This window comes from Pseudooceanicola aestuariicola (assembly GCF_045763785.1).
GTDB lineage: Bacteria > Pseudomonadota > Alphaproteobacteria > Rhodobacterales > Rhodobacteraceae > Pseudooceanicola.
Map to the genome: position 1 here is coordinate 221681 of NZ_JBJGSF010000002.1, position 24746 is coordinate 246426.

Sequence of the window (24746 nt, forward strand, 5' to 3'; positions counted from 1 at the left end):
GGAACCGTCCTTACCTTGTGGCCGCAAGCGCACCCGATCAGGAGACAGACGATGTCCACAGTTGCCGTAACCGACGATACCTTTGAAACCGAAGTGAAAAATTCCGATGTCCCCGTCGTGGTGGACTTCTGGGCCGAATGGTGCGGCCCGTGCAAGCAGATCGGCCCGGCACTGGAAGAACTGTCGGAAGAGTTTGGCGGCAAAGTAAAAATCGCCAAAGTCGACGTTGATTCGAACCCCAACACCCCGATGCAGATGGGCGTGCGCGGCATTCCGGCGCTGTTCATCTTTAAGGACGGCGAAGTGGTGTCGAACCGCGCGGGCGCAGCGCCCAAAGCATCGCTGAAGTCCTGGATCGAAGAGTCGATCTGAGATTAGCGATATGCTGAGTTAATGAGGGGCATCCGGATGGGTGCCCTTTTTCGTTGGAGGTCTGCACTGCGCGGAGTCGAGGGGCGAAGCCCCGCCGCGCATCGACGGGCCGCCCCCGGGCCCGGCGATCTGTAGACGCAAGCGCATCACTCTGATGACGCGCTATCACGGCTTCAATAAATCGCTGCTGAAATGAGGACACACCCCGCCGGACCGCGGCCCGTCGATACGCGGCTAGTCGACCCAACCCGCGCGTTTCAACGCCGCACTGATCCTGTCCCGAACGCTTGGATGCCCCGCGTTGATGCAATTCATCTGCCAGAACCAATAGACGTACCGCGCGTAGTCAGGCTGGTGACCCATCACCCGTTCAAACGCCGACAGATCGTCGGGCCCGGCGCGCAAAGCGATATGGTGGAAATCGACCTCTCCGAACAGGATCGCAGGCTTGCCGAAGAAATATCCATTGAACGCAGCCGCCGAGTTCATCGTCACCACGTAGTCGCAGTCCTTCAGCAGCGGCTCCATCTGCCCCAGTACGATTTTCAGCCGGGGATGCGCGCGCTCCAGCGCCTCTAGCGAGATGCCGTCGGCTTCTGAATAAACCTCTTTCGGATGCAGCGCGGCGATGACGGGGCGTTTGGGGTCGGCTGCCAGAACATGGCGGATCATCTCGATCGGCGTGCAGCTTTGAAAACTGCGCTTTTCGCGGATACGGCCCTGCAGCGGGACATAGACGAACCCCTGCCGATCCGCCGTGCCGGGCAGGTCATCGAACAGCCGTTTCTGCCAGCGTTGGTAAAAACCAGTCGCATCCGGATCAGTCACTAATTCAGGCGAATAAGCCGTTTTCGCCACGTGCCAGCGCCAACGCTCTGCCGTCGGCTCCAACCCCCAGAAAGGGTAGTGATAGGCGCGGCGGAAACATAGACCGCCAGCGGGCGGTGGCCGCATGTGAGTGATCGCCCGAACGCGTCCACCCTTGCCCATTTCGCCTTCGGGCCGGATTTCCAGACTGAACCCGTGGTCGTCCAGCACCGCCATAAGATGCGCGATGAAATTATGCTCTCCGGCCTCGGCGCTTTGGCGAAGGGCGGGATCCAGATACAGGGCGACGTGCTGCGACATGGCGCGACGCTAGCCGTAAGCCCCCTGCCCCACAAGGCGATCCGGGGACCCGGGGTTGTCGCCGGACGGACGCGGTCGCATATAGTCACGAACGCAAGGAGCAATCGCAATGGCACAATCAGAGTTTCCCGGCTGGCACGGCACCACGATCATCGGCGTCCGCAAAGGTGGGCAGGTCGTCGTCGCAGGCGACGGGCAGGTATCTTTGGGCCAGACGGTCATCAAGGGCAGCGCGCGCAAAGTGCGACGCCTGTCGCCGGGCGGCTACGATGTGGTGTGTGGATTTGCAGGCTCGACCGCAGACGCTTTCACCCTGTTGGAACGGCTTGAGGCCAAGCTGGAAGCCACCCCCGGTCAGTTGCAGCGCGCCAGCGTTGAGCTGGCCAAAGACTGGCGCACCGACAAATACCTGCAAAAGCTGGAAGCTATGCTGATCGTCACCGACGGGTCAGAGCTGTACGTCATCACCGGCGCGGGCGATGTGCTAGAGCCGGAACATGATATTGCGGCCATCGGATCGGGCGGGAACTACGCGCTGGCCGCGGCCCGTGCGATGATCGACAGCGACCAAAACGCCGAGGAGATTGCGCGCAAGGCCATGAGTATTGCGGCTGACATCTGCGTTTACACGAACGGCAACCTGACCGTCGAAACACTTGATGGAAAAGAATAATTAATGACTGACCTGACCCCCCGTGAAATCGTATCGGAACTGGACCGCTTTATCATCGGCCAGAAAGACGCCAAACGTGCCGTCGCCGTGGCGCTGCGGTCGCGCTGGCGGCGTCGGCAGTTGAAGGATGATCTGCGTGACGAGGTGTTTCCCAAGAACATCCTGATGATCGGCCCCACCGGCGTCGGCAAGACCGAGATCAGCCGCCGTCTGGCCAAACTGGCCCGCGCGCCCTTCATCAAGGTCGAGGCCACCAAGTTCACCGAGGTCGGCTATGTCGGCCGTGACGTGGAACAGATCGTGCGTGATCTGGTGGACAGCGCGATCGCCATGACCCGCGACCATATGCGCGAGGACGTCAAAGCCTCGGCCCATCAGATGGCCGAAGATCGGGTGATCGAAGCGATTGCCGGGACGGATGCGCGCGATGCGACGCGCGAAATGTTCCGCAAGAAACTGCGCAATGGTGAGCTGGACGAGACCGAGATTGAACTGGAACTCGCCGATAACTCCAACCCTATGGGTATGATGGATATTCCGGGTCAGCCGGGTAGCCAGATGGGGATGATGAACCTTGGCGATATCTTCGGCAAAGCCTTCGGCGGGCGTACCGTCAAACGCAAGATGAAGGTGGCTGAAAGCTATGAGCTGTTGATCGGGGAAGAAGCGGACAAGCTTCTGGACGATGAAACCGTCAACCGCGCTGCCCTGTCTGCGGTCGAAGAAAACGGCATCGTGTTCCTTGATGAAATCGACAAAGTCTGCGCCCGGTCCGACGCGCGCGGCGGGGATGTCAGCCGTGAAGGCGTACAGCGGGATCTGCTGCCGCTGATCGAAGGCACCACCGTCAGCACCAAGTATGGCCCGGTCAAAACGGACCACATCCTGTTCATCGCGTCCGGCGCGTTCCACGTGGCAAAACCGTCTGATCTATTGCCCGAATTGCAGGGTCGTCTGCCCATCCGGGTCGAATTGCAATCGCTGACCGAAGCCGATTTTGTGGCGATCCTGACCGAAACCGACAACGCCCTGACGCGCCAGTACACCGCGCTGATGGAAACCGAAGGCGTCACGGTAGAGTTCACCGAAGACGGCATCGCCGCGCTCGCCCGTACCGCGGCCGAGGTGAACCAATCGGTGGAAAACATCGGCGCGCGGCGGCTTTATACGATCATGGAGCGGGTTTTCGAAGAATTGTCGTTCCATGCGCCCGACAAATCCGGGGACACGGTTTCGGTCGATGCAGAGTTCGTCGAAAACAACATTGGCAAGCTCGCCGCCTCGGCCGATCTAAGCCGCTACGTGCTTTAACGCAGCCGTTTCAGGTAAACGTAATAGGCGCCACCCCCGCCGTGACTGACATGCGCGGGGGTGACTTGCAGCACCAGTTGCGACAGGGGCGGCACGCTTAGCCAATGGGGCACGTTGTGGCGCAAGACGCCGCGGCGCACTGGGATCGGGCCATCTTCGTCCCGATCTTTACCTTTCCCGGTAATCACCAGTACCAGCCGCCGCCCTTCGGATGCGGCGCGCATGATAAACCCGGTCAGGGCAGGGTGGGCGCGGTCCATGGTCATGCCGTGAAGGTCGATCCGCGCCTCGGGCTTTAGCTTGCCACGCTTCATCCTTGTATGGGTCTTGCGATCCATGTTCAGGGGCGCGGCATCCATCCGATCCGCGACGGAAGACATCAGATCATGGCCCTTCGACCGCCCCGTCGCGGCGTCCCCCACCCGAAAGGCGGGGATCGCGGGCTTTGGATCAGGACGGGCGGGCTTTGGTTTGGGCTTGGCCTCCAGCTTGTTATTCTGGGCCAGCTTGGGGCGGTGCATCCGATCCGCCGTCCCCGCCACCTTGCGCCACAGGTCCAATTCGTCCTGACGCAGCTTGCGGCTCATAGGTTGTCCTCGGGCAGCATAGCGTAGGCGCGCTGGATCGGCAGCAGAACAACCATGCGGCCCGGGTCCTTCATCCGACCCGCTTCGCGCCCAGCCTTGTCGCCCGTGCCGATGAACACATCCGCCCGTTGTGCGCCCTTGATGGCCGATCCGGTATCCTGCGCGATCATCAGGCGGTTCAACGGTTTGGCCCCACCTTTTTCGATCCAGACCGGCGCGCCCAGCGGGGTGTACGCCGGATCAACGGCGATCGACCGCCCAGCGGTGATCGATCGGTTCATCGCGCCTTTGGGACCAGCGGATGCGGGGATGTCACTGATTTCGCGGAAGAAAACGTAAGATGGGTTGTGGTGCAGCAGGTCCATGCCTTCGACCGGATTGCGACGTACCCAATTCTGGATGACCTGCGCCGACACCTGATGCGGGGAATAGACGCCACGCCGCACCAGTTCCTGCCCGACGGATCGGTATTCGTGACCGTTCTTACCGCCATAGCCGACGCGGATCATATCACCGTTCGGCAGGCGGACGCGTCCAGAGCCTTGGATTTGCAGAAAAAACAGCTCCACCGGGTCATCGACCCAAGCGATTTCCAGACCACGGCCCTCTAGCGCGCCCGTCGTTTCGATATCCCGGCGCGACAGGTACTGGCGGTTCCGCGCCTCAGGCGGGAGGCGGTACAGGGGATAGCGATAGCGGGCCGTGCGGGTGCGCGATCCGTTCAACTCGGGTTCGAAATACCCGGTGAACAGCGCGTCCTGACCGTCTTCGATCATCACAGGCGTGAAAAACAATTCGAAGAACGTGCGCGCGTTGGTCTGGACCGAGGCGACAGCGCACAGCGTTTCCCAATCGGGCGCTTTCAGATCGTCGCAGGTGTTCAGAAAAGTCGTCAGCGCCGCATCATGATCATCCTCTTCCCACCCGCTAAGGTCGGAAAAGTCCAGTATTTTCATGGTGGTATCGGCAATTGCGCCCGACCCCGGAAGGGTCAGGGCGGCCAGCAGGGCAGCCAGCCGCGCCAGAGTCATTCGCCCGTGGCGACAAGCTGCCAGTTGGGATCGTCGGTGCCCATGTGGCGGGCAAAGGTCCAGACGTCGCGCTGCGTCTTCACCGCCTTGGGATCGCCTTCGATCACTTCCCCGGCGCGGTCGCGTACCGCAAAGGTCAGTTGGCCCACGAAACGAACGGTCAGTTCCGCTTCGCGGGTGTCTTCGTCCAGCTCTGCATCGACTAGCTGCAGTTCCTTGACGCCGACAAAGTCCGCCTCGACCGTCAGGCCTTTGGCTTCGCGTTCGTTCACGACGTAGGCAAAGCTTTCGTAGACTTCGTTGGACAGGAAGGGTTTGATTTCGGCCATTTCGCCGCGCTCAAACCCCATCAGGATCATTTCATAAGCACCACGCGCACCGCCCAGAAATTCGCCGACGGAAAAGCTGGGTTCCAGCTGTTTCATCCGCGCCAGTGCACCAGCGGCAGGGCTGTTTTCGGGCACATGGTCGATGATGTCGTGATCGGGGCCGCCCTCAATCACCTCAAATTTGTTCGCGCGATCGGATTTCGCGGGCGCGGTATCGACCGAACGAGGTTTTTCAAAACCCTCTCGGGTGCCCAGAACACTACGCAGGCGCAGGATCAGAAAGACGGCGATCCCGGCCAGAACCAAAAGCTGAAGAAGTGGCGAGTTCATCAATTCCCCTTGGGCTTAGACCTTAGGGCCATGGAAAAGGCCCGGTTGCGTTCCTATGTAGGTGCTGGGTTGGGGTAAGTCTACCTCACCGCTACGTTTCAGGAGGGTGCCATGTGGCTGCTGTTGGCGTTCATCGCCATTCCAATGATCGAAATCGCGCTGTTCATTCAGGTGGGCGGGGCGATCGGACTGGGCTGGACCCTGCTGATCGTGCTGGCAACCGCGATCCTTGGCACCTGGCTGGTCCGGGCGCAGGGGGCGCTGGCGCTGAACAATCTACGATCCAGTTTTTCCGAACTGCGCGACCCGACCGAACCACTGGCCGACGCCGCGATGATCTTGGTCGCCGGTGCGCTGTTGCTGACGCCGGGGTTCTTCACCGACGCCGTCGGCTTTGCGCTGCTGACCCCTGCGTTTCGCCGGATCGCCTATAACTGGCTGCGCCGTAACGTGAAAATGCGTGCGTTTTCAACGGGTCCACAACCGCGACGCCGCCATACGCCCGATCATGAGGACGTCATCGACGCCAGCTATCACGAGGTCGATCCGCCCAAACAGCCCACGCACAACGGTTCGGGCTGGACCCGCCACTAAGCCCAAGTGAGCGCAGCATTGAGACGGGGCCACGAACCTGTTAAGCCCCGTGGCGATATTCTTATCCTGACGGAGTAACTCATGGCCGAAGTCGAAAACGGTGCTGCCGCGCAGCCGCCGCAAGTTAAAATGAACGTGCTGTCGCAATACATCCGCGACATGTCCTTTGAAAACATTCTGGCGCAGAAACCCTCTTCGGGGCAGGTGCAGCCGGACGTAAAGGTGCAGGTCGCGCTGGATGCAAAAAAGCGTGAGGCCGAGCATCAGTTCGAAGTCTCGATGAAGCTGACGGTGAAATCTGTCGCTCAGGGCACCGAAGACGCGCTGTTTATCCTGGAAATCGAATACGCCGGTCTGTTCCAGATCGAAGGCGTGCCCGAAGACCAGCTGCACCCCTTCCTGCTGATCGAATGCCCGCGGATGCTGTTCCCCTTCGTGCGCCGCATCGTGTCCGACGTGACCCGCGACGGTGGCTTCCCGCCGCTGAATCTGGAAAACATCGATTTCGTCAGCCTGTACCGGAACGAACTGCAGCGTCGCGCCGCAGCCCAGCCCGCACAGGCCTAAGACCAAGGCATAGATAAAGGGCTTCGGCCCTTAATTCTGGTAAATCTTCCAGACTGCGCCGTCGCCCAACTTTGCCGTAAATTCGGCATGGGCGGCGGCTTCTTCGTCTGAGATCCGCGAGGGCAGGGGTGTCGGACGCGGTTTCGGACGCCAATCGTCACCCGCCGATCCGCCCGACCCGCCAGTATGGCTGGCCAGAGCGAAGTCAGGCTGACGACCCCCGATCAGTTCCAGATACACTTCGGCCAGAATTTCCGAGTCAAGAAGCGCGCCGTGCAGCGTCCGGGACGAATTGTCGATCCCAAAGCGGCGGCACAAGGCATCCAAAGACGCGGGCGAACCGGGAAAGCGTTGGCGCGCGATGGCCAGCGTATCGACCGCCTGTTCCCACGGCAGTTTGCGAAGGTTCAGCCAGCCCAGTTCGGCGTTCAGGAATTTCATATCGAAACTGGCGTTGTGAATGACCAGTTTGTCGGTCTTCACGAAGTCTAGAAAGCCTTGCGCGATGTCCTTGAACACAGGCTTGTCGCGCAGGAAATCATCGCCCAGCCCGTGCACCTCGAACGCTTCTTGCGGCATGGAGCGTTCGGGGTTGATGTAGACGTGATAGGTTTCGCCGGTGGGGACGTGGTTCCACAGCTCGACCGCGCCGATTTCCACGATCCGGTCGCCTTGCTCCGGGTCGAAGCCTGTCGTTTCCGTATCCAGAACAATCTCACGCATTTTTCAGCTTATCCCTGATTTCGGTAACAATCGCCCGCACCTGTTCGCGCGCGTGGTCCAGAGTATCGGTGATCACCACATAATCTGCCAGAGCGCGTTTTTCCGCATCCGGCATCTGCTTGGATTTGATCATCTGGAACTGCTCTTCGCTCATCGTGCCGCGGGCAAGAACGCGGTCGCGCTGCGTGGCCTCATCGACCGACACGCAAACGGTGGTCTGGACCAGTTTGTGCCCACTGCCTTCAAACAGCAGGGGGATATCCAGCACGGTGATGTCGGCATCAGTACCGGCGATGAACGCTTGGCGATCTTCGGCGACCAAAGGGTGCACGATCTGTTCGATCTTGCGCAGGGCCGTGGGATCGGCAGCGATGGCGGATTTCAGCGCGTCGCGCGATACGGCACCGTCTTGGATCGCCTGCGGAAAGACCTCTGCCATCGGTGCCACGGCTGCGCCGCCCTTGGCGTACAACCGATGCACCGCCGCGTCGGCATCCCATAGCGCGCAACCTTCTTCGACGAACATCAGCGCGGTGGTGGATTTGCCCATGCCGATCGATCCGGTCAGGCCAACAAGATATGTCATCCCAGCACCGCCTTTCTTGTGTCTTCTGTGACCTCGGGGCGTGTTCCGAACCATCGGGTAAACCCGGGAACGGCTTGGTGAAGAAGCATCCCAAGGCCGTCAACCGTTTGACATCCTTTGGCTTTTGCCGTTTTCAGCAGGTCGGTTTCCAAAGGCGTATAAACGATATCGGTCACCAATTGCCCGTCATGGAGCGTATCCAACGGCAACTCCAAAGGCGCTTTACCTATCATCCCCAAAGAGGTCGTGTTGATCACCACGCGCCCCTGACCCAAAGCGTCTGGCGCATCGGTCCAGTCGACCACTTTCACCTGCGCGCCAAAGACGTCGGAAAGTTGTTCCGCCCGTTCGCGGGTTCTGTTCGCGATCAGGATGTCCGGCACGCCGGCCTCTAACAGCGCAGACAGAATGCCGCGCGCCGCGCCGCCCGCGCCAAGGACGACGGCAGGGCCAGAGGTCGGATCCCATGTGGGGGCGTTCTGGCGCAGGTTTTCGATAAAGCCGATGCCGTCGGTATTGTCAGCCTCGAACCCGCCATCATGGAAGGTCAGGGTGTTCGCGGCCCCGATCTGACTGGCGCGGTCGGTAACCGTATCGGCCAGTTCCAAAACCTGTTCCTTATGCGGAATGGTTACGTTGCAGCCGACAAAACCCAGCCTTGGCAGGGTCTTCAGAACCTCGTCCAGGTCCTTTTGTTCCACGTGAATCGGTACGTAGTGGCCGGCGATCCCATAAGCGTCGAACCAATGCCGGAACAGGGTGGGGGATTTCGAATGGGCGACCGGGGCGCCGATCACGGCAGCTAGGGGGATGCGGGGTGGATGCGTCATGTGGTGATAAGGCCGCGATCGTTCAGGAAGGTCAACAAAGGCAGAAGTGGAAGGCCAAGGATCGAAAAGTGATCCCCGTCGATACGAGAGAACAGACGGCTGCCTTCGCCTTCGATCTGGTAGCAGCCAACGCAATAGGACACGTCGGGCCAGTTCCGGTCCAGGTAGTCGTCTATATAGGCCGTGGATAGGTTTCTCATGGTCAGCCGGGCTTCGCCGATGAACCGCCAGATAGGGCGCGCTTCGTGAAAGATGACGGCGGCGGAATAGAGGCGATGGGTTTTGCCGGACAGCTGGGTCAGATGTTCCGCCGCCTGATCGCGATCAGACGCTTTGGAGAACAGCGTGCCATCAAGTTCTAGCACCTGATCGCATCCGATGACGAAATCGTCGGGGGTCTTCATCGCGACGCGCTGCGCTTTCGCTTCGGCCAACGCGTCAGAGATGTCGCGCGGGCGGGTGTTTTCGGCCAGCAGAGATGCTTTGATCGTCTCTTCATCGACGGGGGCGGTTTTGACCTCAAAGGGGACCTGGGCCTTGGTCAAAAGCTCGGCCCGGATGGCAGAGCCAGAGGCGAGGATGATCTGGGACATGTGGATGGAATCCGGGAAAACCTTAGGGATTTGTTAAGGACTGGTTCTGTAGAATCCACAGCCAAGAGGCAAGGGATGGGTAACTATCCCCGTTGTCCCGCGCGATCCCCACGGCTCTCCCGCTGTTGGCATGGATAAGTGCTGGGCGGTGGACAGATCGGGATGCTCAGCTTTTCTCCAAAAAACTATCCCGTGGCTGATATTTCGTTCGTAAGCCTATAGCTATCTGAAATATCTAAGGAAATTCTGATCCCGTCCTCAGGGGTCCAGAAAACCTACACATAAGCATCCACAGGATGTGGCGAAATGTTGGCAAGACTAAGGCAAAGTCAGTAATCCACAGGATCTGGCGAGCCATCTATATTCATCAATCTTTTTCTTTTTTATATTTAAGAATAAGAGAGACGAATGTCTGACTTGCTTGCCACCCTCTATCCCTGGACCAAATCGCTTCACATCATGTCTGTGATCGCGTGGATGGCAGGGATTTTCTATCTTCCAAGGCTCTTCGTACATCACGTCGAACAATCGTCTAACGCGGAGATGGACGAAACGTTCCAGATGATGGAGAAAAAACTTCTCAAGGTGATCATGAACCCTGCCAGCATCTCGACTTGGCTGTTCGGATTGCTTTTGGTCTTCACGCCCGGGATCGTCGATTGGAGCATGGTCTGGCCGTGGTTGAAGGCGGCAAGCGTGATCGCGATGACCTGGTTTCATCATTGGCTGGCGAAACGGCGCAAGGACTTGGCGGCTGGGACCAACACCGTGACGGGCCGCCAATACCGGATGATGAACGAAGTGCCGACGCTTTTGATGGTGGTGATCGTGCTGTCGGTGGTGGTGAAGTTCTGACGGCTGACGGGATCGTCGTTGACTTGTGAGGGTTGGATCCCTATTTCCAGCGATCAAATCGTCCGTCCGGGCGTATCGATTCCCCCTGTTGCCCTATCCGCGCGCCCATCCGGGCCGTATGCCGGAGTTTTTGTATGACCACGAACCGTCTGAACCTGTCCGATCTGAAAGCCCAAAGCCCCAAAGACCTGCTGTCGATGGCGGAGGAGCTGGAGATCGAGAACGCCTCGACCATGCGGAAGGGCGAGATGATGTTCCAAATCCTGCGCGAGCGTGCGGATGAGGATTGGGAAATCGGTGGCGACGGCGTGCTGGAAGTGCTGCAGGACGGGTTCGGGTTCCTCCGCTCGCCCGAGGCGAACTATCTGCCGGGCCCGGATGACATCTACGTCTCGCCCGACATGATCCGCCAGTATTCGCTGCGGACCGGGGATACGGTCGAAGGGCTGATGAAACAGCCTGACGATAATGAGCGGTATTTTGCGCTGACCTCGGTCACGAAGATCAACTTTGAAGACCCCGAGAAGGCCAAGCACAAGGTGTCCTTTGACAACCTGACGCCGCTGTACCCGGACGAGCGTCTGAAGATGGAAATCGAGGACCCGACGATCAAGGATCGCTCGGCCCGGATTATCGATCTGGTGGCCCCGATCGGGAAAGGCCAGCGGTCGCTGATTACGGCGCCTCCTCGGACCGGTAAGACGGTTCTGCTGCAGAACATCGCCAAGTCGATCGAAACCAACCATCCTGAGTGCTATCTGATCGTTCTGCTGATCGATGAACGACCAGAAGAAGTGACGGACATGCAGCGGACCGTGAAGGGCGAGGTGATCTCTTCGACCTTTGACGAGCCTGCGACGCGGCACGTGGCTGTGTCTGAGATGGTGATTGAAAAGGCCAAGCGTCTGGTGGAGCATAAGCGAGATGTTGTTATCTTGCTCGACTCGATCACAAGACTTGGTAGAGCGTTCAACACTGTTGTGCCGTCGTCCGGTAAGGTTTTGACCGGTGGTGTGGATGCGAACGCGTTGCAGCGACCCAAGCGGTTCTTTGGCGCTGCGCGGAATATCGAAGAGGGTGGATCGCTGACGATCATCGCGACGGCCCTGATCGATACCGGCAGCCGTATGGACGAAGTGATCTTTGAAGAATTCAAGGGGACCGGTAACTCGGAAATCGTTCTGGATCGGAAAGTTGCGGACAAGCGCGTGTATCCGGCGATGGATATTCTGAAGTCCGGCACGCGGAAAGAAGACCTGCTGACCGACAAGATCGATCTGCAAAAGACCTTTGTGCTGCGCCGTATCCTGAACCCGATGGGGACAACGGATGCGATCGAATTCCTGATTTCGAAATTGAAACAGACCAAGACGAACAGCGAATTCTTCGAGTCGATGAACGGGTAACCCCGCGCCTCGGGAGGGGCGAAGATGGACACGATTTTTGCTTTGGCCACGGCGCCCGGTAAGGCGGGCGTTGCGATTGTGCGTTTGTCGGGGCCATTGGCCTGGCAGGTGGTACAAGAGATGTGCGGCAGCGTGCCGGCAGCGCGGATGTCCGGCGTTCGGACTTTACGCGGGGAAAGTGGCGTTCTGGACGAAGCCTTGGTGCTGGTCTTTGAGAAAGGCGCAAGCTTTACCGGGGAACGGGTGGCAGAGTTCCATTTGCATGGGTCGACGGCGGTGGTGAATGCCGTGTTGCAAGATCTGGGTCGCCGTGATGGGCTGCGCATGGCAGAGCCCGGAGAGTTTACTCGGCGTGCTTTGGAAAACGGATGTCTCGATCTGGCCCAGGTCGAAGGGCTGGCGGATTTGATCGACGCCGAAACCGAAGCGCAGCGTCAACAGGCGCAGCGCGTTTTGGCAGGAGAGCTGGGGCGCAAGGCGGACAGCTGGCGGCGAGATTTGATCCGGGCCGCAGCGCTGATCGAAGCGACGATTGATTTTGCAGACGAGGAAGTTCCGGTCGACGTGAGCCCGGAGGTATTTGAATTGCTGGCAGGGGTCGAGTCGGCGCTGGAACAAGAGATCGCCGGCGTGGGCATCGCAGAGCGTGTTCGGACTGGGTTCGAAGTGGCGATTGTTGGAGCTCCGAATGTTGGAAAGTCGACCTTGTTGAATGCGCTCGCGGGTCGGGATGCGGCGATCACCTCCGAAGTGGCTGGGACGACCCGGGACGTTATCGAAGTGCGCATGGACTTGGGCGGGCTGCCAGTGACAGTTCTGGATACGGCTGGTGTCCGAGATACCGACGACACGGTTGAGGCGATCGGTGTGCAACGCGCGAAAGAGCGGGCAGAGCACGCTGATATGCGGGTGTTTCTGACGGGTGCGGATGGAGCTCCGGTGTTTGAAACCGTTGCTGGTGATGTGGTTGTGGTAGGGAAAGCGGATCAGGTGGGTGAGTCGCCGGGCGCGGTTTCTGGCGTAACTGGCTACGGGCTGTCGGCTTTGGTGGAACGTATCGCTGATCGATTGGCGGAACTGAGCGGTCGTAGCGGCGTTGCGACGCGGGAAAGACACGCCCATGCGATGCGCCGTGGATTGCTGGATTTGAGAGCGGCAAAAGACAAGCTCGCGGTGGGTATGGAGATGTCTGAGATGGCAGCGGAAGACTTGCGCGCAGGAGTTCGCGCGCTGGATTCTTTGGTTGGCCGAGTGGATGTGGAGATGTTATTGGACGACATCTTCTCGAGTTTTTGCATCGGCAAGTAGGAGTTGTTTCACGTGAAACATCCAGACTTCGACGTTATTGTAATTGGTGGTGGGCACGCAGGTAGTGAAGCCGCCGCCGCGTCCGCGCGCCGTGGCGCGCGGACCGCCCTTATTTCGCTGAAAATCGCTGGCATTGGTGTTATGTCCTGCAACCCTGCTATTGGCGGGTTGGGCAAAGGTCATTTGGTTCGCGAAATTGATGCGATGGATGGCGTGATGGGCCGCATTGCTGATTTGGCAGGGATCCAGTTCCGTTTGCTGAACCGCCGAAAAGGTCCTGCGGTGCAGGGGCCGCGTGCACAGGCGGATCGAAAAATTTACCGGACCCAAATGCTACGAGAACTGCAGAATATCCCGTCGCTTGAGATATTGGAGGGAGAGGTCACCGACCTGAGGATGGACGGTGGTCGCGTTTGTGGCGTTACCTTAGCGGACGGCAGTGAGATAAGCGCCAAGGCGGTCATCCTGACAACCGGTACATTTTTACGGGGTGTTATTCATATTGGGGACCAGTCACGCCCGGGTGGACGGATTGGCGATAAGCCATCCGTGAAGCTGGCAGAGCGAATTGACGGTTTCGGATTGCCCCTGGGGCGACTTAAGACGGGCACGCCGCCGCGTTTGGATGGCCGTACGATCAATTGGGACGAGTTGGAAAAGCAGCCGGGTGATGAAGAGCCGGTGTTGTTCTCTTTCCTGTCGAAGGCGGTTTCGGCGCCCCAGGTGTCGTGCGGTATTACCCACACGAATGAACAAACCCATGCGATCATTCAGGAAAACTTGAATAGGTCAGCAATGTATGGGGGGCATATTGACGGGGTCGGCCCGCGGTATTGCCCGTCGATTGAAGACAAGGTGGTTCGGTTCGCCGATAAATCATCCCATCAGATCTTTTTGGAGCCTGAAGGGGCTGATGATCCGACGGTGTACCCAAATGGTATTTCGACCTCTCTGCCGGCGGATGTTCAAGAAGCTTATGTGCATTCGATTAAAGGTTTAGAAAACGCAAAGATTTTTCAGCCGGGCTATGCGATCGAATACGATTACGTGGACCCGCGCGCGCTTGATCTTCGGTTAGAGCTGAAATCTGTACCCGGGCTCTTTTTGGCTGGGCAGATCAATGGGACTACTGGCTATGAAGAAGCCGCCGCGCAGGGACTGGTCGCCGGTTTGAACGCGGCCGGGTCGGCATTGGACATGGACCCGGTGCGGTTTAGCCGAACGGATAGCTACATTGGCGTGATGATTGACGATCTGACAACCCGGGGTGTGTCAGAGCCGTACCGCATGTTTACCTCGCGGGCGGAATTTCGGTTGTCCCTGAGGGCGGACAATGCCGATCAACGGTTGACGCCTCTAGGTGTAGATGTTGGCTGCGTCGGGCCTAAGCGTCGGGATGTGTTTTCGACAAAGATGGATGCCTTGGCGGCCGGTAGGGCAGCCCTTTCCGCCAAAGAATACTCCCCTCAGGAGGTTGCTCATGCCGGAATTAAGGTCAGCAATGATGGTGCTCGCCGCACGCTTTATCAGTTTTTGTCATTCCAGGACGTGTCCTTCGATCAACTTATCGCTGTTGATTCAGAGGTAGGTAAGCTGGATGACGAGACGCGAGAGCAGCTTGCAAAGGACGCTTTGTACGAAAATTATATTGCGCGACAGCATAAAGACGTTGAAGCGGTGAAGAGGGACGAAGCTCAAATCATTCCTGAAAACTTTGACTTTACCGCGATGGACGGTCTTTCCGCAGAGTTGCGGGGCAAGCTTTCCTTGCATAAACCGGCAAATTTGGCGCAGGCGGCTCGGGTCGAGGGCATGACTCCAGCAGCCTTGACCTTGCTGCTGGCGCGTTTGCGGCGCGACAAAAGAGAGAAGTCGGCCTAGCTATGAATGTTTCACGTGAAACAAAAGAGCGGCTGAAGACATACGAAGCGCTGCTAAAAAAATGGAATCCGAAGATCAATCTGGTCGCCAAGTCGACGATAGACGACGCATGGACCCGACACATCGAAGATTCGATCCAAGTTTTCAATCTGGGTGAGGTCGCCGAGGGGCTTTGGCTGGATATGGGCAGTGGCGGTGGGTTCCCCGGGCTTGTCTGCGCGATTATGGCCCATGACACAAAGCCAGACCTGATGTTTCAACTCGTCGATTCTGATCAACGGAAGTGCGCTTTTCTTCGCAATACCGCCCGCGAAGTTGGCGTGCAGGTCAAGGTCATGGCGTCCCGGCTGGATGATCTGAACCCAGCTGCCGCCACAATCATTTCCGCTCGCGCCCTGGCGCCTCTTGGGGCGCTCCTAAACTTGGCGGAAAAACATCGCACACCCGACACGGTGATGCTTTTTCAGAAGGGCAGGTCGTGGAAAGACGAAGTTGAAGAGGCCCGGAAAGAATGGCGCTTTCAACACGAAGTGATCCCCAGTAAAACTGATCCCGAGGCAGTCATTTTGAAGATCAAGGAAGTAGAGCATGTCTGATCTATTAACGCTGTCCGGCGCTAAAATCGTCGCGATCGCGAACCAAAAGGGTGGCGTTGGAAAAACGACCACGACGATCAACATGGCCGCTGCTTTGGCCGAGTTCGGCAGCAACGTTCTGATCATTGATCTGGACCCGCAGGGGAACGCTTCGACCGGGCTTGGGATCGATATCGAGGCGCGGGAAAATACGACGTATGAATTGCTATTGGATGATGCTGAGCTGAAGGATGTAATCCTGCCGACGAATGTGGATGGTCTGAGCATTGTTCCGTCGACGGTCGATCTGTCCTCTGCTGATATCGAGCTGATTGCCAACGAAAAGCGCAGTTTTCTTTTGCACGACGCTCTTCGTCAGCCAGCGATGGAACAATACAATTTCGATTTTATCCTGATTGATTGCCCTCCGTCCCTGAACCTTTTGACGGTGAATGCGATGGTTGCGGCGCATTCGGTCCTTGTCCCGCTGCAAAGTGAATTCTTTGCGCTGGAAGGCCTGTCGCAATTGATGCTGACGATCCGGGATGTCCGTCAATCGGCTAACCCGAACCTCCGGATGGAGGGGGTGGTGTTAACCATGTACGACGCTCGGAACAACCTGTCGCAACAGGTCGAAGCAGATGCGCGCGATAACCTTGGCGATATCGTCTATCGGACCAAGATCCCGCGCAACGTGCGGGTCAGTGAGGCGCCGTCCTACGCCATGCCGGTGCTGGAGTTCGACACCACATCCAAGGGCGCTCAGGCCTATCGCGCGCTGGCGCAAGAATTTCTAACAAACAATGAACCGGCAGAGGCCAAGGAGGAGCGGGCATGAGTAAGAACCAGAAAAACAGGGGCTTGGGCCGTGGTTTGTCGGCTTTGATGGCGGACGTGAACGCAGATCAGCCCGCCGCTGCGCCGGCCGAAGCTCCCCGACGCCCGGACTTGATGGTTCCGGTTGAAAACGTGGTTCCCAATCCGGATCAGCCGCGACGTAGCTTCACGCAGGACCAGTTGGAAGAACTGGCCAAGTCGATTTCCGAAAAGGGGATCATCCAGCCGCTGATCGTGCGTCAGAAGGGCGATCAATACGAAATCGTCGCGGGAGAGCGTCGTTGGCGTGCGGCTCAGATGGCGAAACTGCACGAAGTGCCGGTTTTGCTGCGCGACTATGACGATACCGAAGTTCTTGAAGTTGCGATCATTGAGAACATCCAGCGGGCTGATCTGAACCCGGTCGAAGAAGCGGCTGGTTATCGCCAGTTGATGGATCGATTTGGTCATACGCAGGAAAAGCTCGCCGAAGCTCTGGGTAAAAGCCGCAGCTATATTGCCAACCTGATGCGCCTGCTGAACTTGCCAGAAGATGTGCAGGATATGTTGAAGGCAGGAAAGCTGTCCGCGGGTCATGCGCGGGCGCTGATTACTGCGGAAAATCCGTCGGTTCTGGCGGCGCGAGTGGTCTCTGGTGGGCTGTCCGTTCGGGAAACCGAAAAGCTGGCCGCTGAAGGCAAATCAGAGACTAAACAGGCGAAAAAGCCGTCTGTACCTGAAAAGGACGCGGATACACGGATGCTGGAAAGCGATCTGAGCGCCGCGATGGGCATGTCTGTCGTGATCAACCATTCCGGTGCGGGCGACGGCGGGACGGTCAGTATCCGATACAAGGATTTGGACCAGCTGGATCAGCTGTGCCAGACGCTCAGCTCGGGCCGTTAGGTCTGGTCCAGAGAAAGATCATCACGCAGCTTAGCGTGACGGCCTGAATGGCGATCAATTGCCAGCGAAGGCCCATGAAAACCGAGAGTAAGAGAACGGCGGCGCAGGCAAGCGTCGCCGATTTTTTTGCCCGCCGAGATACCGCGCCATGGGTCTGCCAATCCACGATCGACGGTCCGAAGGTGGGGTGCGACATCAGCCAGTTGTGCATACGCTCTGATGATCTGGCGAACAGAAATGCGGCAAGAAGGATGAAGGGGACGGTTGGGATCAGGGGGAGGAACACGCCGATGAACCCACACAGGAGCGATAGGCAACCCAATCCGGCCCAAAGATAGCGCATCAGTTACTCCAAAAGTCGGGCAATCACCGCGTTTAGCACCAATCGCCCTTGATCCGTCGCCCGCAGGTTTACCCCATTGGTCTGAACCATCCCTAAATCGATCAGCTCCTGCAGGGGTTGGTTTGAAATAGGATGGCCCGCCAGATTGGCAAACCTGTCCATATCGATCCCATCCGTTAGACGAAGACCCATGAGCAGAAATTCGGTTGCCTGATCATCGCGCGACAGGGACGTGCGCAGTTTATCACCGCTGCCGGCCTCGGCCGCATCAAGCCAGGCGTTGGGCATACGGATCGCCTCGGTCGCGGTGCGGATGCCGTTTAATGTCAGGCGACCATGAGCGCCGGGGCCGATGCCTACGTAATCACCGTATCGCCAATAAAGAATGTTGTGCCGGGACTCGGCCCCCGGGCGCGCGTGATTGCTGACCTCGTAGGTGTTGAACCCGGCCTTGGCCGTTTCGTCTTGCGTGATGTCGTACATGTCCGCCGCAGCATCATCATCGGGCAGTCCGCGCAGCTTGCCGATCCGGTAGCGATCCCCAAAGGCGGTGCCATCTTCGATTGTCAGCTGATACAGGGAAAGATGGTCAATTGCCATGTTTAGTGCCTGTTTTAGCTCTGTCCGCCATGCCTCTGGCGTTTGGTCCTGCCGTGCGTAGATCAGGTCAAAACTAACCCGATCAAACGTGGATCTGGCTATGTCGAAGGCCTGCATCGCCTCTTTGGCGGTGTGAATACGTCCAAGACGCTGAAGATCGCGGTCATTCAGGGCCTGAATCCCCATGGAAACGCGCGACACGCCAGCGTCAAAAAAGGCTCTAAACCGGGCGGATTCGACTGATCCGGGGTTAGCCTCTAGTGTGATTTCGGGATCATTGGCCTGCGGCCACAATTGCCTGATCCGGCTCAGGATCGCATCAACAGTATCCGGGTCCATCAGGCTGGGCGTGCCGCCGCCGAAAAATACCGACCGAACGACGCGGCCGGGGGTTTCGGCGGCGTGACGGTCAAGCTCACTCAGGTAGGCGTCGCGCCAGCGGGTATGATCGACCACTTTCGCGACATGAGAGTTGAAGTCGCAATAGGGGCATTTGGCCTGACAGAACGGCCAATGGATATAGATGCCGAACCCGCCGGCTTCCCAATCTTCAGTCAAAGCAACCCGCGACAAGTTTGCGGAAGGCGTCCGCGCGGTGGGACATGGCGTGTTTTTTGGCCGGGTCCATTTCGCCGAAGGTTTCGGTTTCACCATCCGGCAAGAACACGGGGTCAAAGCCGAACCCTAGTTCGCCGCGCATGGGCCAGACGACCTGACCGTGGACGATGCCTTCGAAGACTTCGTCGTGCCCATCGGGCCACGCGAGCACCAGCGTACAATTGAACGCCGCCGTCCGTGGGGTCGGGGCGTTCTTCTGTTCCAGCAGATCCCAGACTTTGGTCATTGCCATGGGAAAGTCGCGACCGTTAGGCGTTTCGGCCCAATCGGCCGTGTAAACACCCGGCGCGCCGTCTAGGGCGTCGACCGTGATGCCGCTGTCATCCGACAGGGCGGGCAGGCCGGTGCCTTTGGCGGCAAAATGAGCCTTGATCCGGGCGTTGCCGACGAATGTATCCTCGGTTTCTTCCGGTTCTTCCAAGCCGTGATCGCCTGCATTGGTGCAGGTAATCCCAAAGGGTTCCAGCAAAGCCGCGATTTCCCGCAGCTTTCCTGTGTTGTGGCTGGCTATAACCAGTTGATTTCCTTCGAACTTTCGCATTTATGCGCAGGCCGCTTTCTGGATTTCGACCAATTCGCCAACGCCTTTGTCGGCAAGGTCCATCAGTTGGTCCATCTGATCCCGAGAGAAGGTCGCGCCCTCTGCGCTCATCTGCACTTCGATCAGTCGCTTCGATCCGGTCATGATAAAGTTACCGTCGACGCCCGCATCGCTGTCTTCGGGATAGTCCAGATCCAGCACGGGCTGACCGGCATAGATACCGCAGGATACCGCAGCCACGGGATCGACCAGCGGATCGCTGACCACGTCGCCTGCTTTCATCAGCTTGTTCACGGCCAGACGCAGCGCAACCCAACCGCCGGTGATCGAGGCGCAGCGCGTCCCGCCATCGGCCTGGATCACGTCACAGTCGATGCTGATCTGACGTTCGCCAAGGGCCACGCGATCCACGCCTGCGCGCAGCGAGCGACCGATAAGACGTTGAATTTCAACAGTTCGTCCGCCCTGCTTCCCTGCGGATGCTTCCCGACGCATCCGGGAAGAGGTCGACCGGGGCAGCATGCCGTATTCAGCGGTGACCCAACCAAGGCCCGAGCCTTTGATAAAAGGGGGTACGCGGTCTTCGATCGTGGCGGTGCAGATCACGTGGGTGTCGCCCACTTTGATCAGGCACGATCCTTCGGCGTGTTTCGTGACGTTGGTTTCGATTGAAACCGCGCGCATTTCGCTTAACTCTCGTCCTGATGGCCGCATCGGGTTTCCCTTTCAAAGATGGGTTATCTGTTGCGGTTGGGATAGTCTTGGCATGGTACGGAAGGCAAGCCCGGACTATGTTTTGTGTTCCACGTGGCAATAACCGACGTCTAGATGAGTAATACTTCGAAAATCCTGGAAGAGCTGAACGACCGATCCCGAGAAGTGTTTCGCCGGGTGGTCGAGGGCTATCTGCTGAACGGGGAACCGGTGGGGTCGCGGACGCTGACCCGGTCGATGGACGAAAAGGTCAGCGCGGCGACGATCCGCAACGTCATGCAGGATCTGGAATATCTTGGTCTGCTGGACAGCCCGCATGTGTCCGCCGGACGCGTTCCGACGCAGCAGGGGCTGCGGATGTTCGTGGATGGGCTGCTAGAGGTCGGCGATCTGGACAACACCGACCGCGAAAAGATCGACGCGACGATCGGGAATGGTGGCGGCGACGTGGGCGGTTTGCTGGATCGGATCGGGTCGGCCCTGTCCGGGGCGACGCAAGGCGCATCGCTGGTGCTGGCGCCAAAGCATGAAGCGCCGATCAAACATATCGAATTTGTCGGGCTTGGGCATGACCGTGCGTTGGTCGTGCTGGTCTTTGCGGACGGGCACGTGGAAAACCGTGTGTTTACGCCGCCGCCGGGGCAGACCCCCAGTTCGATGCGCGAAGCGGCGAATTTCGTGAATTCGCTGGCCGAGGGGCGCACGCTGACCGAACTGTCGCAGGTGGTGAAAGATGAAATCACCCGCCGTCGGCAGGAAATCGATGCGCTGGCGCGCGATCTGATCGATTCGGGCTGGGCCGAATGGGACGATCAGGGGTCGAGCTATGAGCGGTTGATCGTGCGCGGACGGTCTAACCTGTTGGGCACCGACGCCGCCGAAGAGGATTTGGAGCGTATCCGTAGCCTGTTTGATGACCTTGAGCGCAAGCGGGACATCGCCGAATTTCTTGAACTGGCCGAAGATGGCGAGGGTGTGCGCATTTTTATCGGCTCGGAAAACAAACTTTTTTCACTTTCGGGTTCCTCTCTGGTGGTCTCTCCTTATATGAACGCGGACCGTAAGATCATTGGTGCGGTTGGGGTCATTGGACCGACGCGGCTGAATTATGGGCGGATCGTGCCCATCGTGGATTACACCGCGCAGTTGGTTGGACGGATGATCACCGACCGGAGCTAGAGGTAGAGACATGGCTGGACCTGAAGACGACGACTTTCTGGACGACATCGATTCGGCCGAAGCGGACGTATATTCCGACGACATCGACGAGATGGACGATGAAACCATCGAGATCGATGCGCTGCGGGCGGAACGTGACGACCTGAAAGACAAATGGATGCGCGCGCTGGCGGAAATCGAAAACGCGCGCAAACGGGCCGATAAGCAGCGGCGCGAAGCCGAGATGTACGGCGGGTCCAAGCTGGCCCGTGATCTGCTGCCCGTTTACGACAACATGAAGCGGGCGTTGGAAGCGGCGGGCGAGACCACCGAAGAAAACGCTGCGCTCATCGAAGGGATTGAGCTGACGATGCGTGAGCTGCTGAACACCTTCAAAAAGCACGGGATTGAACCGATTGCGCCCGAAGTTGGCGACAAGTTCGACCCCAATGTGCACGAAGCCATGTTCGAAGCGCCTGTGCCCGGAACCAAGGCAGGCGACATCATTCAGGTGTCCGCCGAAGGGTTCTGGTTGTCGGATCGGTTGCTGCGTCCGGCGCAGGTTGGCGTGTCGTCGACACCTGCGTGATTTGCCTCCGGCGGGAGGTATTTTTGGAAAGATGAAGAGGGGCGTTTCGCTATGTGCGGGACGCCTCTTTCAATTTGTAGAGCAGGTCGAGCGCTTCGCGCGGGGTGAGTTCGTCCGGGTGCGTGTCGTCTAGGAGTTTGGCGACGTCGGCGTAATGCGGTGGGACCGGGTCAGGTTTTGCCGTTGGCGCGGGGGCGGCGGCGGCGAACAGGGGCAGGTCGTCGATGATGGCCTTGGGTTTTTGGCCGCTGTTGCGGTCGCCTTCTTCCAACGCGTTCAGGACTTCGCGCGCACGGGCGACGACACTGTCGGGTAGGCCGGCGAGGCGGGCGACCTGAACGCCGTAAGACCGGTCGGCGGCGCCGCGGATGACCTCGTGCAGGAAGACGACGTCGCCGTCGTGTTCGCGCACCGCGACCGTGGCGTTTTCAACGGCGGGGAGTTTGCCAGCCAGTTGGGTCATTTCGTGGTAATGCGTGGCGAAAAGGGCGCGGCTTTGGTTGACCTCGTGCAGGTGTTCAAGCGTTGCCCATGCGATGGACAGGCCGTCGTAGGTCGCCGTGCCACGACCGATTTCGTCAAGGATAACCAGCGCGCGGTCGTCGGCTTGGTTCAGGATCGCGGCGGTTTCGACCATTTCGACCATGAAGGTGGAGCGGCCACGGGCCAGATCGTCGGAAGCACCGACGCGGCTGAAGAGTTGCGAGATCACGCCGATATCAGCCTCGGTCGCCGGGACGTGGCTGCCCATTTGGGCAAGGAGGGTGATCAGCGCTGTCTGGCGCAGGAAGGTCGATTTACCGGCCATGTTCGGACCGGTCAGCAGCCAGATCGAAGACGGGTCGCCCGACAGGTCGGTGTCGTTGGCGATGAAGGGCGATCCGTCGCGGCGCAGGGATTGTTCGACGACCGGGTGGCGGCCGCCAATGATGCGCAGGGTGCGATCGTCGGTGATCTTGGGACGGCACCAGTTTTCAGCGATCGACAGGTCGGCCAATGCCGTGGCGAGGTCGAGTTCGGACAGTGCCCGCGCGGTGTCTGTCAGGTCGGAGGATGCGTCCAGAATTCGACCCTTAAGTGCGTCGTAGAGACGCTTTTCGATATCCAGCGCGCGACCACCGGCGTTGATGATCTTGGTTTCCATCTCGCTGAGTTCGGGCGTGGTAAAGCGGAGCTGGTTGGCGGTCGTCTGGCGGTGTTTGAACTTTTCGTTCAGCGGTTCCGACAGCATTTTATCGGCGTGGGTGGCGGTGACTTCGATGAAGTAGCCGAGGACGTTGTTATGCTTGATCTTGATCGACGGAATGCCGGTCAGCTCGGCGTATTCCGTTTGCATCGCGGCAATCACACCGCGGCCTTCATCACGAAGTTTGCGGGCGTCATCCAGATCGGCGTCGTAGCCGGGGGCAATGAAACCGCCGTCGCGTGTCAGCAGCGGGGGTTCCGCAACCAGCGCGGCGTCGAGCAGTTCCAGCAAATCGTCGTGGCCGGTGAGCGCCCTGGTCGCGTCGGCCAACAGGGGCGGCAGATCGGTGTCGAGGATCTGTGTGATCTGTTCGGCCTGGGTCAGCCCGTTGCGGATCGAGGCCAGATCGCGGGGCCCGGCGCGGTCGATGGCCAGACGGGACAGGGCGCGGTCGATGTCAGGGACTGACCGCAGCGCATCGCGCAGGTCTTTGGCCGTTTTGCGATCTTCAACCATGGCGTCGACGGCCATCAGGCGGGCGTTGATCGTGTCGATATCACGGGACGGGCTGGAGAGACGACGTTCCAACAGCCGCGCGCCGCCGGGGGTGACGGTGCGATCGATGGCGGACAAAAGTGACCCGGCGCGACCGCCGGACAGGGCGTGGGTCAGTTCCAGATTGCGGCGCGTGGCGGCGTCGATCTGAACGGACCGGTCAGAGGCTTCGCGAACCGGTTTGCGCAGCAGGGGGAGTTTGCCCTTTTGCGTGATGTCTAGGTAATCGACGATGGCACCCATGGCCGAAACCTCGGCCCGGGTGAATGTGCCGAAGGCGTCGAGCGATGCGATTTTGAAGAGTGCGCAGATGCGGTCGGTCGCGCCGGTACTATCGAATGATCCGCGTGACAGCGGGGTCAGGGAAATCCCGAAATCAGAGACTGTTTCACGGTAATCAGTCTCTATCTCGTCCGGGATTAGCAGTTCGGATGGGGCCAGCCGCGCGAGTTCCGGGCCAAGGCGCACGGTGGGCAATGGCATTACGTGAAACGCGCCGGTCGAAATGTCGACCCAAGCCAATGCCGCGTCATCGCGCACCACGGTGAAGGCCGCCAGGAAGTTGTGGCGGCGGGCGTCGAGCAGGGATTCCTCGGTCAACGTGCCGGGCGTCACCAGCCGCACCACGTCGCGGGCGACCACGGATTTGGAGCCGCGCTTCTTCGCCTCTTCCGGGGTTTCCATCTGTTCGCCCACGGCGACGCGAAACCCTTTGCGGATCAGAGTCAGCAGGTAGTTTTCCGCCGAATGGACGGGCACGCCGCACATGGGGATGTCTTCGCCCAGATGTTTGCCGCGTTTTGTCAGGGCAATATCTAGCGCCTCGGACGCCGCGACCGCGTCGTCGAAGAAAAGTTCGTAAAAATCGCCCATCCGGTAGAACAGCAACGCGTCTGGGTACCCTGATTTGATCTCAAGATACTGCGCCATCATTGGCGTGACGGTTTCCTTGGACACTGCGACCCCCCGTGGCTTTCCCGCGACCATACAAAGCGGGAAAAGGGGGTGAAAGTCGAAATGGTTGAGTGTGGCGGGTGCCTT

The 24746-nt window shown here is 59.1% G+C and carries 27 protein-coding genes; 14 read left to right on the forward strand and 13 right to left on the reverse strand.

The genetic code is table 11. The features are described 5' to 3' along the window. Positions 1-51: 51 nt before the first annotated feature. Positions 52-372 carry a thioredoxin gene (gene trxA / locus ACI3GR_RS08925; protein ID WP_407493852.1) on the forward strand — a complete coding sequence of 107 codons (321 nt, stop codon included), beginning with the start codon at positions 52-54 and terminating at the stop codon, positions 370-372. Positions 373-606: 234 nt separating this feature from the next. On the opposite strand, the gene ACI3GR_RS08930 is transcribed toward trxA, so the two are convergent. Further along, a complete protein-coding gene (locus ACI3GR_RS08930; protein WP_407493853.1) occupies positions 607-1500 on the reverse strand; it encodes a hypothetical protein in 894 nt (297 codons plus the stop codon). A 109-nt stretch (positions 1501-1609) separates the two neighbouring features. Here ACI3GR_RS08930 and hslV point away from each other — a divergent pair, with 109 nt between their 5' ends. Together hslV and hslU are read left to right on the forward strand one after the other, a co-directional pair. Beyond that, on the forward strand, positions 1610-2173 hold the full coding sequence (gene hslV / locus ACI3GR_RS08935; RefSeq protein ID WP_407493855.1) for an ATP-dependent protease subunit HslV: 564 nt from the start codon (positions 1610-1612) through the stop codon (positions 2171-2173). A 3-nt stretch (positions 2174-2176) separates the two neighbouring features. Continuing rightward, positions 2177-3484 (forward strand): ATP-dependent protease ATPase subunit HslU, encoded by a 1308-nt coding sequence (hslU, locus tag ACI3GR_RS08940; protein WP_407493856.1) that lies wholly within the window; start codon positions 2177-2179, stop codon positions 3482-3484. Here hslU and ACI3GR_RS08945 read toward each other — a convergent pair. Genes ACI3GR_RS08945 through ACI3GR_RS08955 form a run of 3 tightly spaced genes read right to left on the reverse strand, consistent with a single transcriptional unit; the run spans position 3481 to position 5761 of the window. Next, positions 3481-4071, reverse strand: coding sequence for a Smr/MutS family protein (locus tag ACI3GR_RS08945; RefSeq protein WP_407493858.1), 591 nt, complete (start codon positions 4069-4071; stop codon positions 3481-3483). The genes hslU and ACI3GR_RS08945 overlap by 4 nt on opposite strands. After that, positions 4068-5102: a murein transglycosylase A gene (gene mltA, locus ACI3GR_RS08950; protein ID WP_407493859.1), complete on the reverse strand. Its 1035-nt coding sequence runs from the start codon at positions 5100-5102 to the stop codon at positions 4068-4070. The genes ACI3GR_RS08945 and mltA overlap by 4 nt, the downstream gene beginning before the upstream one ends. Further along, entirely contained in the window at positions 5099-5761 is a 663-nt protein-coding gene (locus tag ACI3GR_RS08955) for a Tim44/TimA family putative adaptor protein (RefSeq protein WP_407493860.1), read from the reverse strand. Before ACI3GR_RS08955 ends, mltA begins: the two co-directional genes overlap by 4 nt. A gap of 111 nt (positions 5762-5872) precedes the next feature. On the opposite strand from ACI3GR_RS08955, the gene ACI3GR_RS08960 reads away from it, so the two are divergent. Continuing rightward, positions 5873-6355, forward strand: a complete 483-nt coding sequence (locus ACI3GR_RS08960; protein WP_407493861.1) for an FxsA family protein — start codon at positions 5873-5875, stop codon at positions 6353-6355. An 81-nt stretch (positions 6356-6436) separates the two neighbouring features. Beyond that, positions 6437-6922, forward strand: a complete 486-nt coding sequence (gene secB / locus ACI3GR_RS08965) for a protein-export chaperone SecB (protein ID WP_407493862.1) — start codon at positions 6437-6439, stop codon at positions 6920-6922. 30 nt (positions 6923-6952) lie between these two features. Here secB and dnaQ read toward each other — a convergent pair whose 3' ends face one another. From dnaQ to ACI3GR_RS08985, 4 genes are read right to left on the reverse strand one after another with little or no spacing between them, the layout of a single operon-like run. Then, entirely contained in the window at positions 6953-7645 is a 693-nt protein-coding gene (gene dnaQ, locus ACI3GR_RS08970) for a DNA polymerase III subunit epsilon (protein WP_407493863.1), read from the reverse strand. Further along, on the reverse strand, positions 7638-8231 hold the full coding sequence (coaE, locus tag ACI3GR_RS08975) for a dephospho-CoA kinase (RefSeq protein ID WP_407493865.1): 594 nt from the start codon (positions 8229-8231) through the stop codon (positions 7638-7640). Before coaE ends, dnaQ begins: the two co-directional genes overlap by 8 nt. Further along, on the reverse strand, positions 8228-9061 hold the full coding sequence (locus tag ACI3GR_RS08980; protein WP_407493866.1) for a shikimate dehydrogenase: 834 nt from the start codon (positions 9059-9061) through the stop codon (positions 8228-8230). The genes coaE and ACI3GR_RS08980 overlap by 4 nt, the downstream gene beginning before the upstream one ends. After that, positions 9058-9654 carry a Maf family protein gene (locus tag ACI3GR_RS08985; protein WP_407493868.1) on the reverse strand — a complete coding sequence of 199 codons (597 nt, stop codon included), beginning with the start codon at positions 9652-9654 and terminating at the stop codon, positions 9058-9060. Before ACI3GR_RS08985 ends, ACI3GR_RS08980 begins: the two co-directional genes overlap by 4 nt. Before the next feature lie 408 nt (positions 9655-10062). Between ACI3GR_RS08985 and hemJ the strand changes: the two genes are divergently transcribed. The 7 genes from hemJ (at position 10063) to ACI3GR_RS09020 (ending at position 17401) form a co-directional block, all read left to right on the forward strand. Further along, a complete protein-coding gene (hemJ, locus tag ACI3GR_RS08990; protein ID WP_407493869.1) occupies positions 10063-10509 on the forward strand; it encodes a protoporphyrinogen oxidase HemJ in 447 nt (148 codons plus the stop codon). A gap of 134 nt (positions 10510-10643) precedes the next feature. Beyond that, entirely contained in the window at positions 10644-11915 is a 1272-nt protein-coding gene (gene rho / locus ACI3GR_RS08995; protein ID WP_407493870.1) for a transcription termination factor Rho, read from the forward strand. A 24-nt stretch (positions 11916-11939) separates the two neighbouring features. Beyond that, positions 11940-13223, forward strand: a complete 1284-nt coding sequence (gene mnmE / locus ACI3GR_RS09000; protein ID WP_407493871.1) for a tRNA uridine-5-carboxymethylaminomethyl(34) synthesis GTPase MnmE — start codon at positions 11940-11942, stop codon at positions 13221-13223. 12 nt (positions 13224-13235) lie between these two features. After that, on the forward strand, positions 13236-15104 hold the full coding sequence (gene mnmG, locus ACI3GR_RS09005; protein WP_407493872.1) for a tRNA uridine-5-carboxymethylaminomethyl(34) synthesis enzyme MnmG: 1869 nt from the start codon (positions 13236-13238) through the stop codon (positions 15102-15104). A gap of 2 nt (positions 15105-15106) precedes the next feature. Next, on the forward strand, positions 15107-15700 hold the full coding sequence (gene rsmG, locus ACI3GR_RS09010; RefSeq protein WP_407493874.1) for a 16S rRNA (guanine(527)-N(7))-methyltransferase RsmG: 594 nt from the start codon (positions 15107-15109) through the stop codon (positions 15698-15700). Continuing rightward, complete coding sequence (locus ACI3GR_RS09015; RefSeq protein WP_407493875.1) at positions 15693-16517, forward strand: ParA family protein; 825 nt, start codon at positions 15693-15695, stop codon at positions 16515-16517. The genes rsmG and ACI3GR_RS09015 overlap by 8 nt, the downstream gene beginning before the upstream one ends. Further along, on the forward strand, positions 16514-17401 hold the full coding sequence (locus ACI3GR_RS09020; RefSeq protein ID WP_407493877.1) for a ParB/RepB/Spo0J family partition protein: 888 nt from the start codon (positions 16514-16516) through the stop codon (positions 17399-17401). Before ACI3GR_RS09015 ends, ACI3GR_RS09020 begins: the two co-directional genes overlap by 4 nt. On the opposite strand, the gene ACI3GR_RS09025 is transcribed toward ACI3GR_RS09020, so the two are convergent. Genes ACI3GR_RS09025 through rph form a run of 4 tightly spaced genes read right to left on the reverse strand, consistent with a single transcriptional unit; the run spans position 17385 to position 20217 of the window. After that, entirely contained in the window at positions 17385-17744 is a 360-nt protein-coding gene (locus tag ACI3GR_RS09025; RefSeq protein WP_407493878.1) for a YbaN family protein, read from the reverse strand. The two genes, ACI3GR_RS09020 and ACI3GR_RS09025, sit on opposite strands and share 17 nt — an antisense overlap. Positions 17745-17747: 3 nt before the next feature. Beyond that, positions 17748-18902 carry a radical SAM family heme chaperone HemW gene (gene hemW / locus ACI3GR_RS09030; protein WP_407493879.1) on the reverse strand — a complete coding sequence of 385 codons (1155 nt, stop codon included), beginning with the start codon at positions 18900-18902 and terminating at the stop codon, positions 17748-17750. Further along, entirely contained in the window at positions 18895-19503 is a 609-nt protein-coding gene (rdgB, locus tag ACI3GR_RS09035; protein ID WP_407493880.1) for an RdgB/HAM1 family non-canonical purine NTP pyrophosphatase, read from the reverse strand. Before rdgB ends, hemW begins: the two co-directional genes overlap by 8 nt. Beyond that, positions 19504-20217, reverse strand: coding sequence for a ribonuclease PH (gene rph, locus ACI3GR_RS09040; RefSeq protein WP_407493881.1), 714 nt, complete (start codon positions 20215-20217; stop codon positions 19504-19506). Positions 20218-20331: 114 nt separating this feature from the next. Here rph and hrcA point away from each other — a divergent pair, with 114 nt between their 5' ends. Next, a complete protein-coding gene (gene hrcA / locus ACI3GR_RS09045) occupies positions 20332-21396 on the forward strand; it encodes a heat-inducible transcriptional repressor HrcA (RefSeq protein WP_407493882.1) in 1065 nt (354 codons plus the stop codon). A gap of 10 nt (positions 21397-21406) precedes the next feature. Continuing rightward, on the forward strand, positions 21407-21964 hold the full coding sequence (locus tag ACI3GR_RS09050; protein ID WP_407493884.1) for a nucleotide exchange factor GrpE: 558 nt from the start codon (positions 21407-21409) through the stop codon (positions 21962-21964). 49 nt (positions 21965-22013) lie between these two features. On the opposite strand, the gene mutS is transcribed toward ACI3GR_RS09050, so the two are convergent. Beyond that, positions 22014-24638: a DNA mismatch repair protein MutS gene (mutS, locus tag ACI3GR_RS09055; RefSeq protein WP_407494887.1), complete on the reverse strand. Its 2625-nt coding sequence runs from the start codon at positions 24636-24638 to the stop codon at positions 22014-22016. Between the last annotated feature and the right edge of the window lie 108 nt (positions 24639-24746).

Coding starts and splice junctions, on each gene's coding strand:
- rdgB (WP_407493880.1), bottom strand. CDS start 19,503: ATGCGAAAGTTCGAAGGAAATCAACTGGTTATAGCCAGCCACAACACA.
- secB (WP_407493862.1), top strand. CDS start 6,437: ATGGCCGAAGTCGAAAACGGTGCTGCCGCGCAGCCGCCGCAAGTTAAA.
- ACI3GR_RS09015 (WP_407493875.1), top strand. CDS start 15,693: ATGTCTGATCTATTAACGCTGTCCGGCGCTAAAATCGTCGCGATCGCG.
- rho (WP_407493870.1), top strand. CDS start 10,644: ATGACCACGAACCGTCTGAACCTGTCCGATCTGAAAGCCCAAAGCCCC.
- coaE (WP_407493865.1), bottom strand. CDS start 8,231: ATGACATATCTTGTTGGCCTGACCGGATCGATCGGCATGGGCAAATCC.
- mnmE (WP_407493871.1), top strand. CDS start 11,940: ATGGACACGATTTTTGCTTTGGCCACGGCGCCCGGTAAGGCGGGCGTT.
- rsmG (WP_407493874.1), top strand. CDS start 15,107: ATGAATGTTTCACGTGAAACAAAAGAGCGGCTGAAGACATACGAAGCG.
- dnaQ (WP_407493863.1), bottom strand. CDS start 7,645: ATGCGTGAGATTGTTCTGGATACGGAAACGACAGGCTTCGACCCGGAG.
- rph (WP_407493881.1), bottom strand. CDS start 20,217: ATGCGGCCATCAGGACGAGAGTTAAGCGAAATGCGCGCGGTTTCAATC.
- ACI3GR_RS09025 (WP_407493878.1), bottom strand. CDS start 17,744: ATGCGCTATCTTTGGGCCGGATTGGGTTGCCTATCGCTCCTGTGTGGG.
- mltA (WP_407493859.1), bottom strand. CDS start 5,102: ATGACTCTGGCGCGGCTGGCTGCCCTGCTGGCCGCCCTGACCCTTCCG.
- hrcA (WP_407493882.1), top strand. CDS start 20,332: ATGAGTAATACTTCGAAAATCCTGGAAGAGCTGAACGACCGATCCCGA.
- ACI3GR_RS08945 (WP_407493858.1), bottom strand. CDS start 4,071: ATGAGCCGCAAGCTGCGTCAGGACGAATTGGACCTGTGGCGCAAGGTG.
- hslU (WP_407493856.1), top strand. CDS start 2,177: ATGACTGACCTGACCCCCCGTGAAATCGTATCGGAACTGGACCGCTTT.
- mutS (WP_407494887.1), bottom strand. CDS start 24,638: ATGATGGCGCAGTATCTTGAGATCAAATCAGGGTACCCAGACGCGTTG.
- ACI3GR_RS09020 (WP_407493877.1), top strand. CDS start 16,514: ATGAGTAAGAACCAGAAAAACAGGGGCTTGGGCCGTGGTTTGTCGGCT.
- ACI3GR_RS08985 (WP_407493868.1), bottom strand. CDS start 9,654: ATGTCCCAGATCATCCTCGCCTCTGGCTCTGCCATCCGGGCCGAGCTT.
- ACI3GR_RS08930 (WP_407493853.1), bottom strand. CDS start 1,500: ATGTCGCAGCACGTCGCCCTGTATCTGGATCCCGCCCTTCGCCAAAGC.
- ACI3GR_RS08955 (WP_407493860.1), bottom strand. CDS start 5,761: ATGAACTCGCCACTTCTTCAGCTTTTGGTTCTGGCCGGGATCGCCGTC.
- trxA (WP_407493852.1), top strand. CDS start 52: ATGTCCACAGTTGCCGTAACCGACGATACCTTTGAAACCGAAGTGAAA.
- ACI3GR_RS08960 (WP_407493861.1), top strand. CDS start 5,873: ATGTGGCTGCTGTTGGCGTTCATCGCCATTCCAATGATCGAAATCGCG.
- hemJ (WP_407493869.1), top strand. CDS start 10,063: ATGTCTGACTTGCTTGCCACCCTCTATCCCTGGACCAAATCGCTTCAC.
- ACI3GR_RS08980 (WP_407493866.1), bottom strand. CDS start 9,061: ATGACGCATCCACCCCGCATCCCCCTAGCTGCCGTGATCGGCGCCCCG.
- ACI3GR_RS09050 (WP_407493884.1), top strand. CDS start 21,407: ATGGCTGGACCTGAAGACGACGACTTTCTGGACGACATCGATTCGGCC.
- hslV (WP_407493855.1), top strand. CDS start 1,610: ATGGCACAATCAGAGTTTCCCGGCTGGCACGGCACCACGATCATCGGC.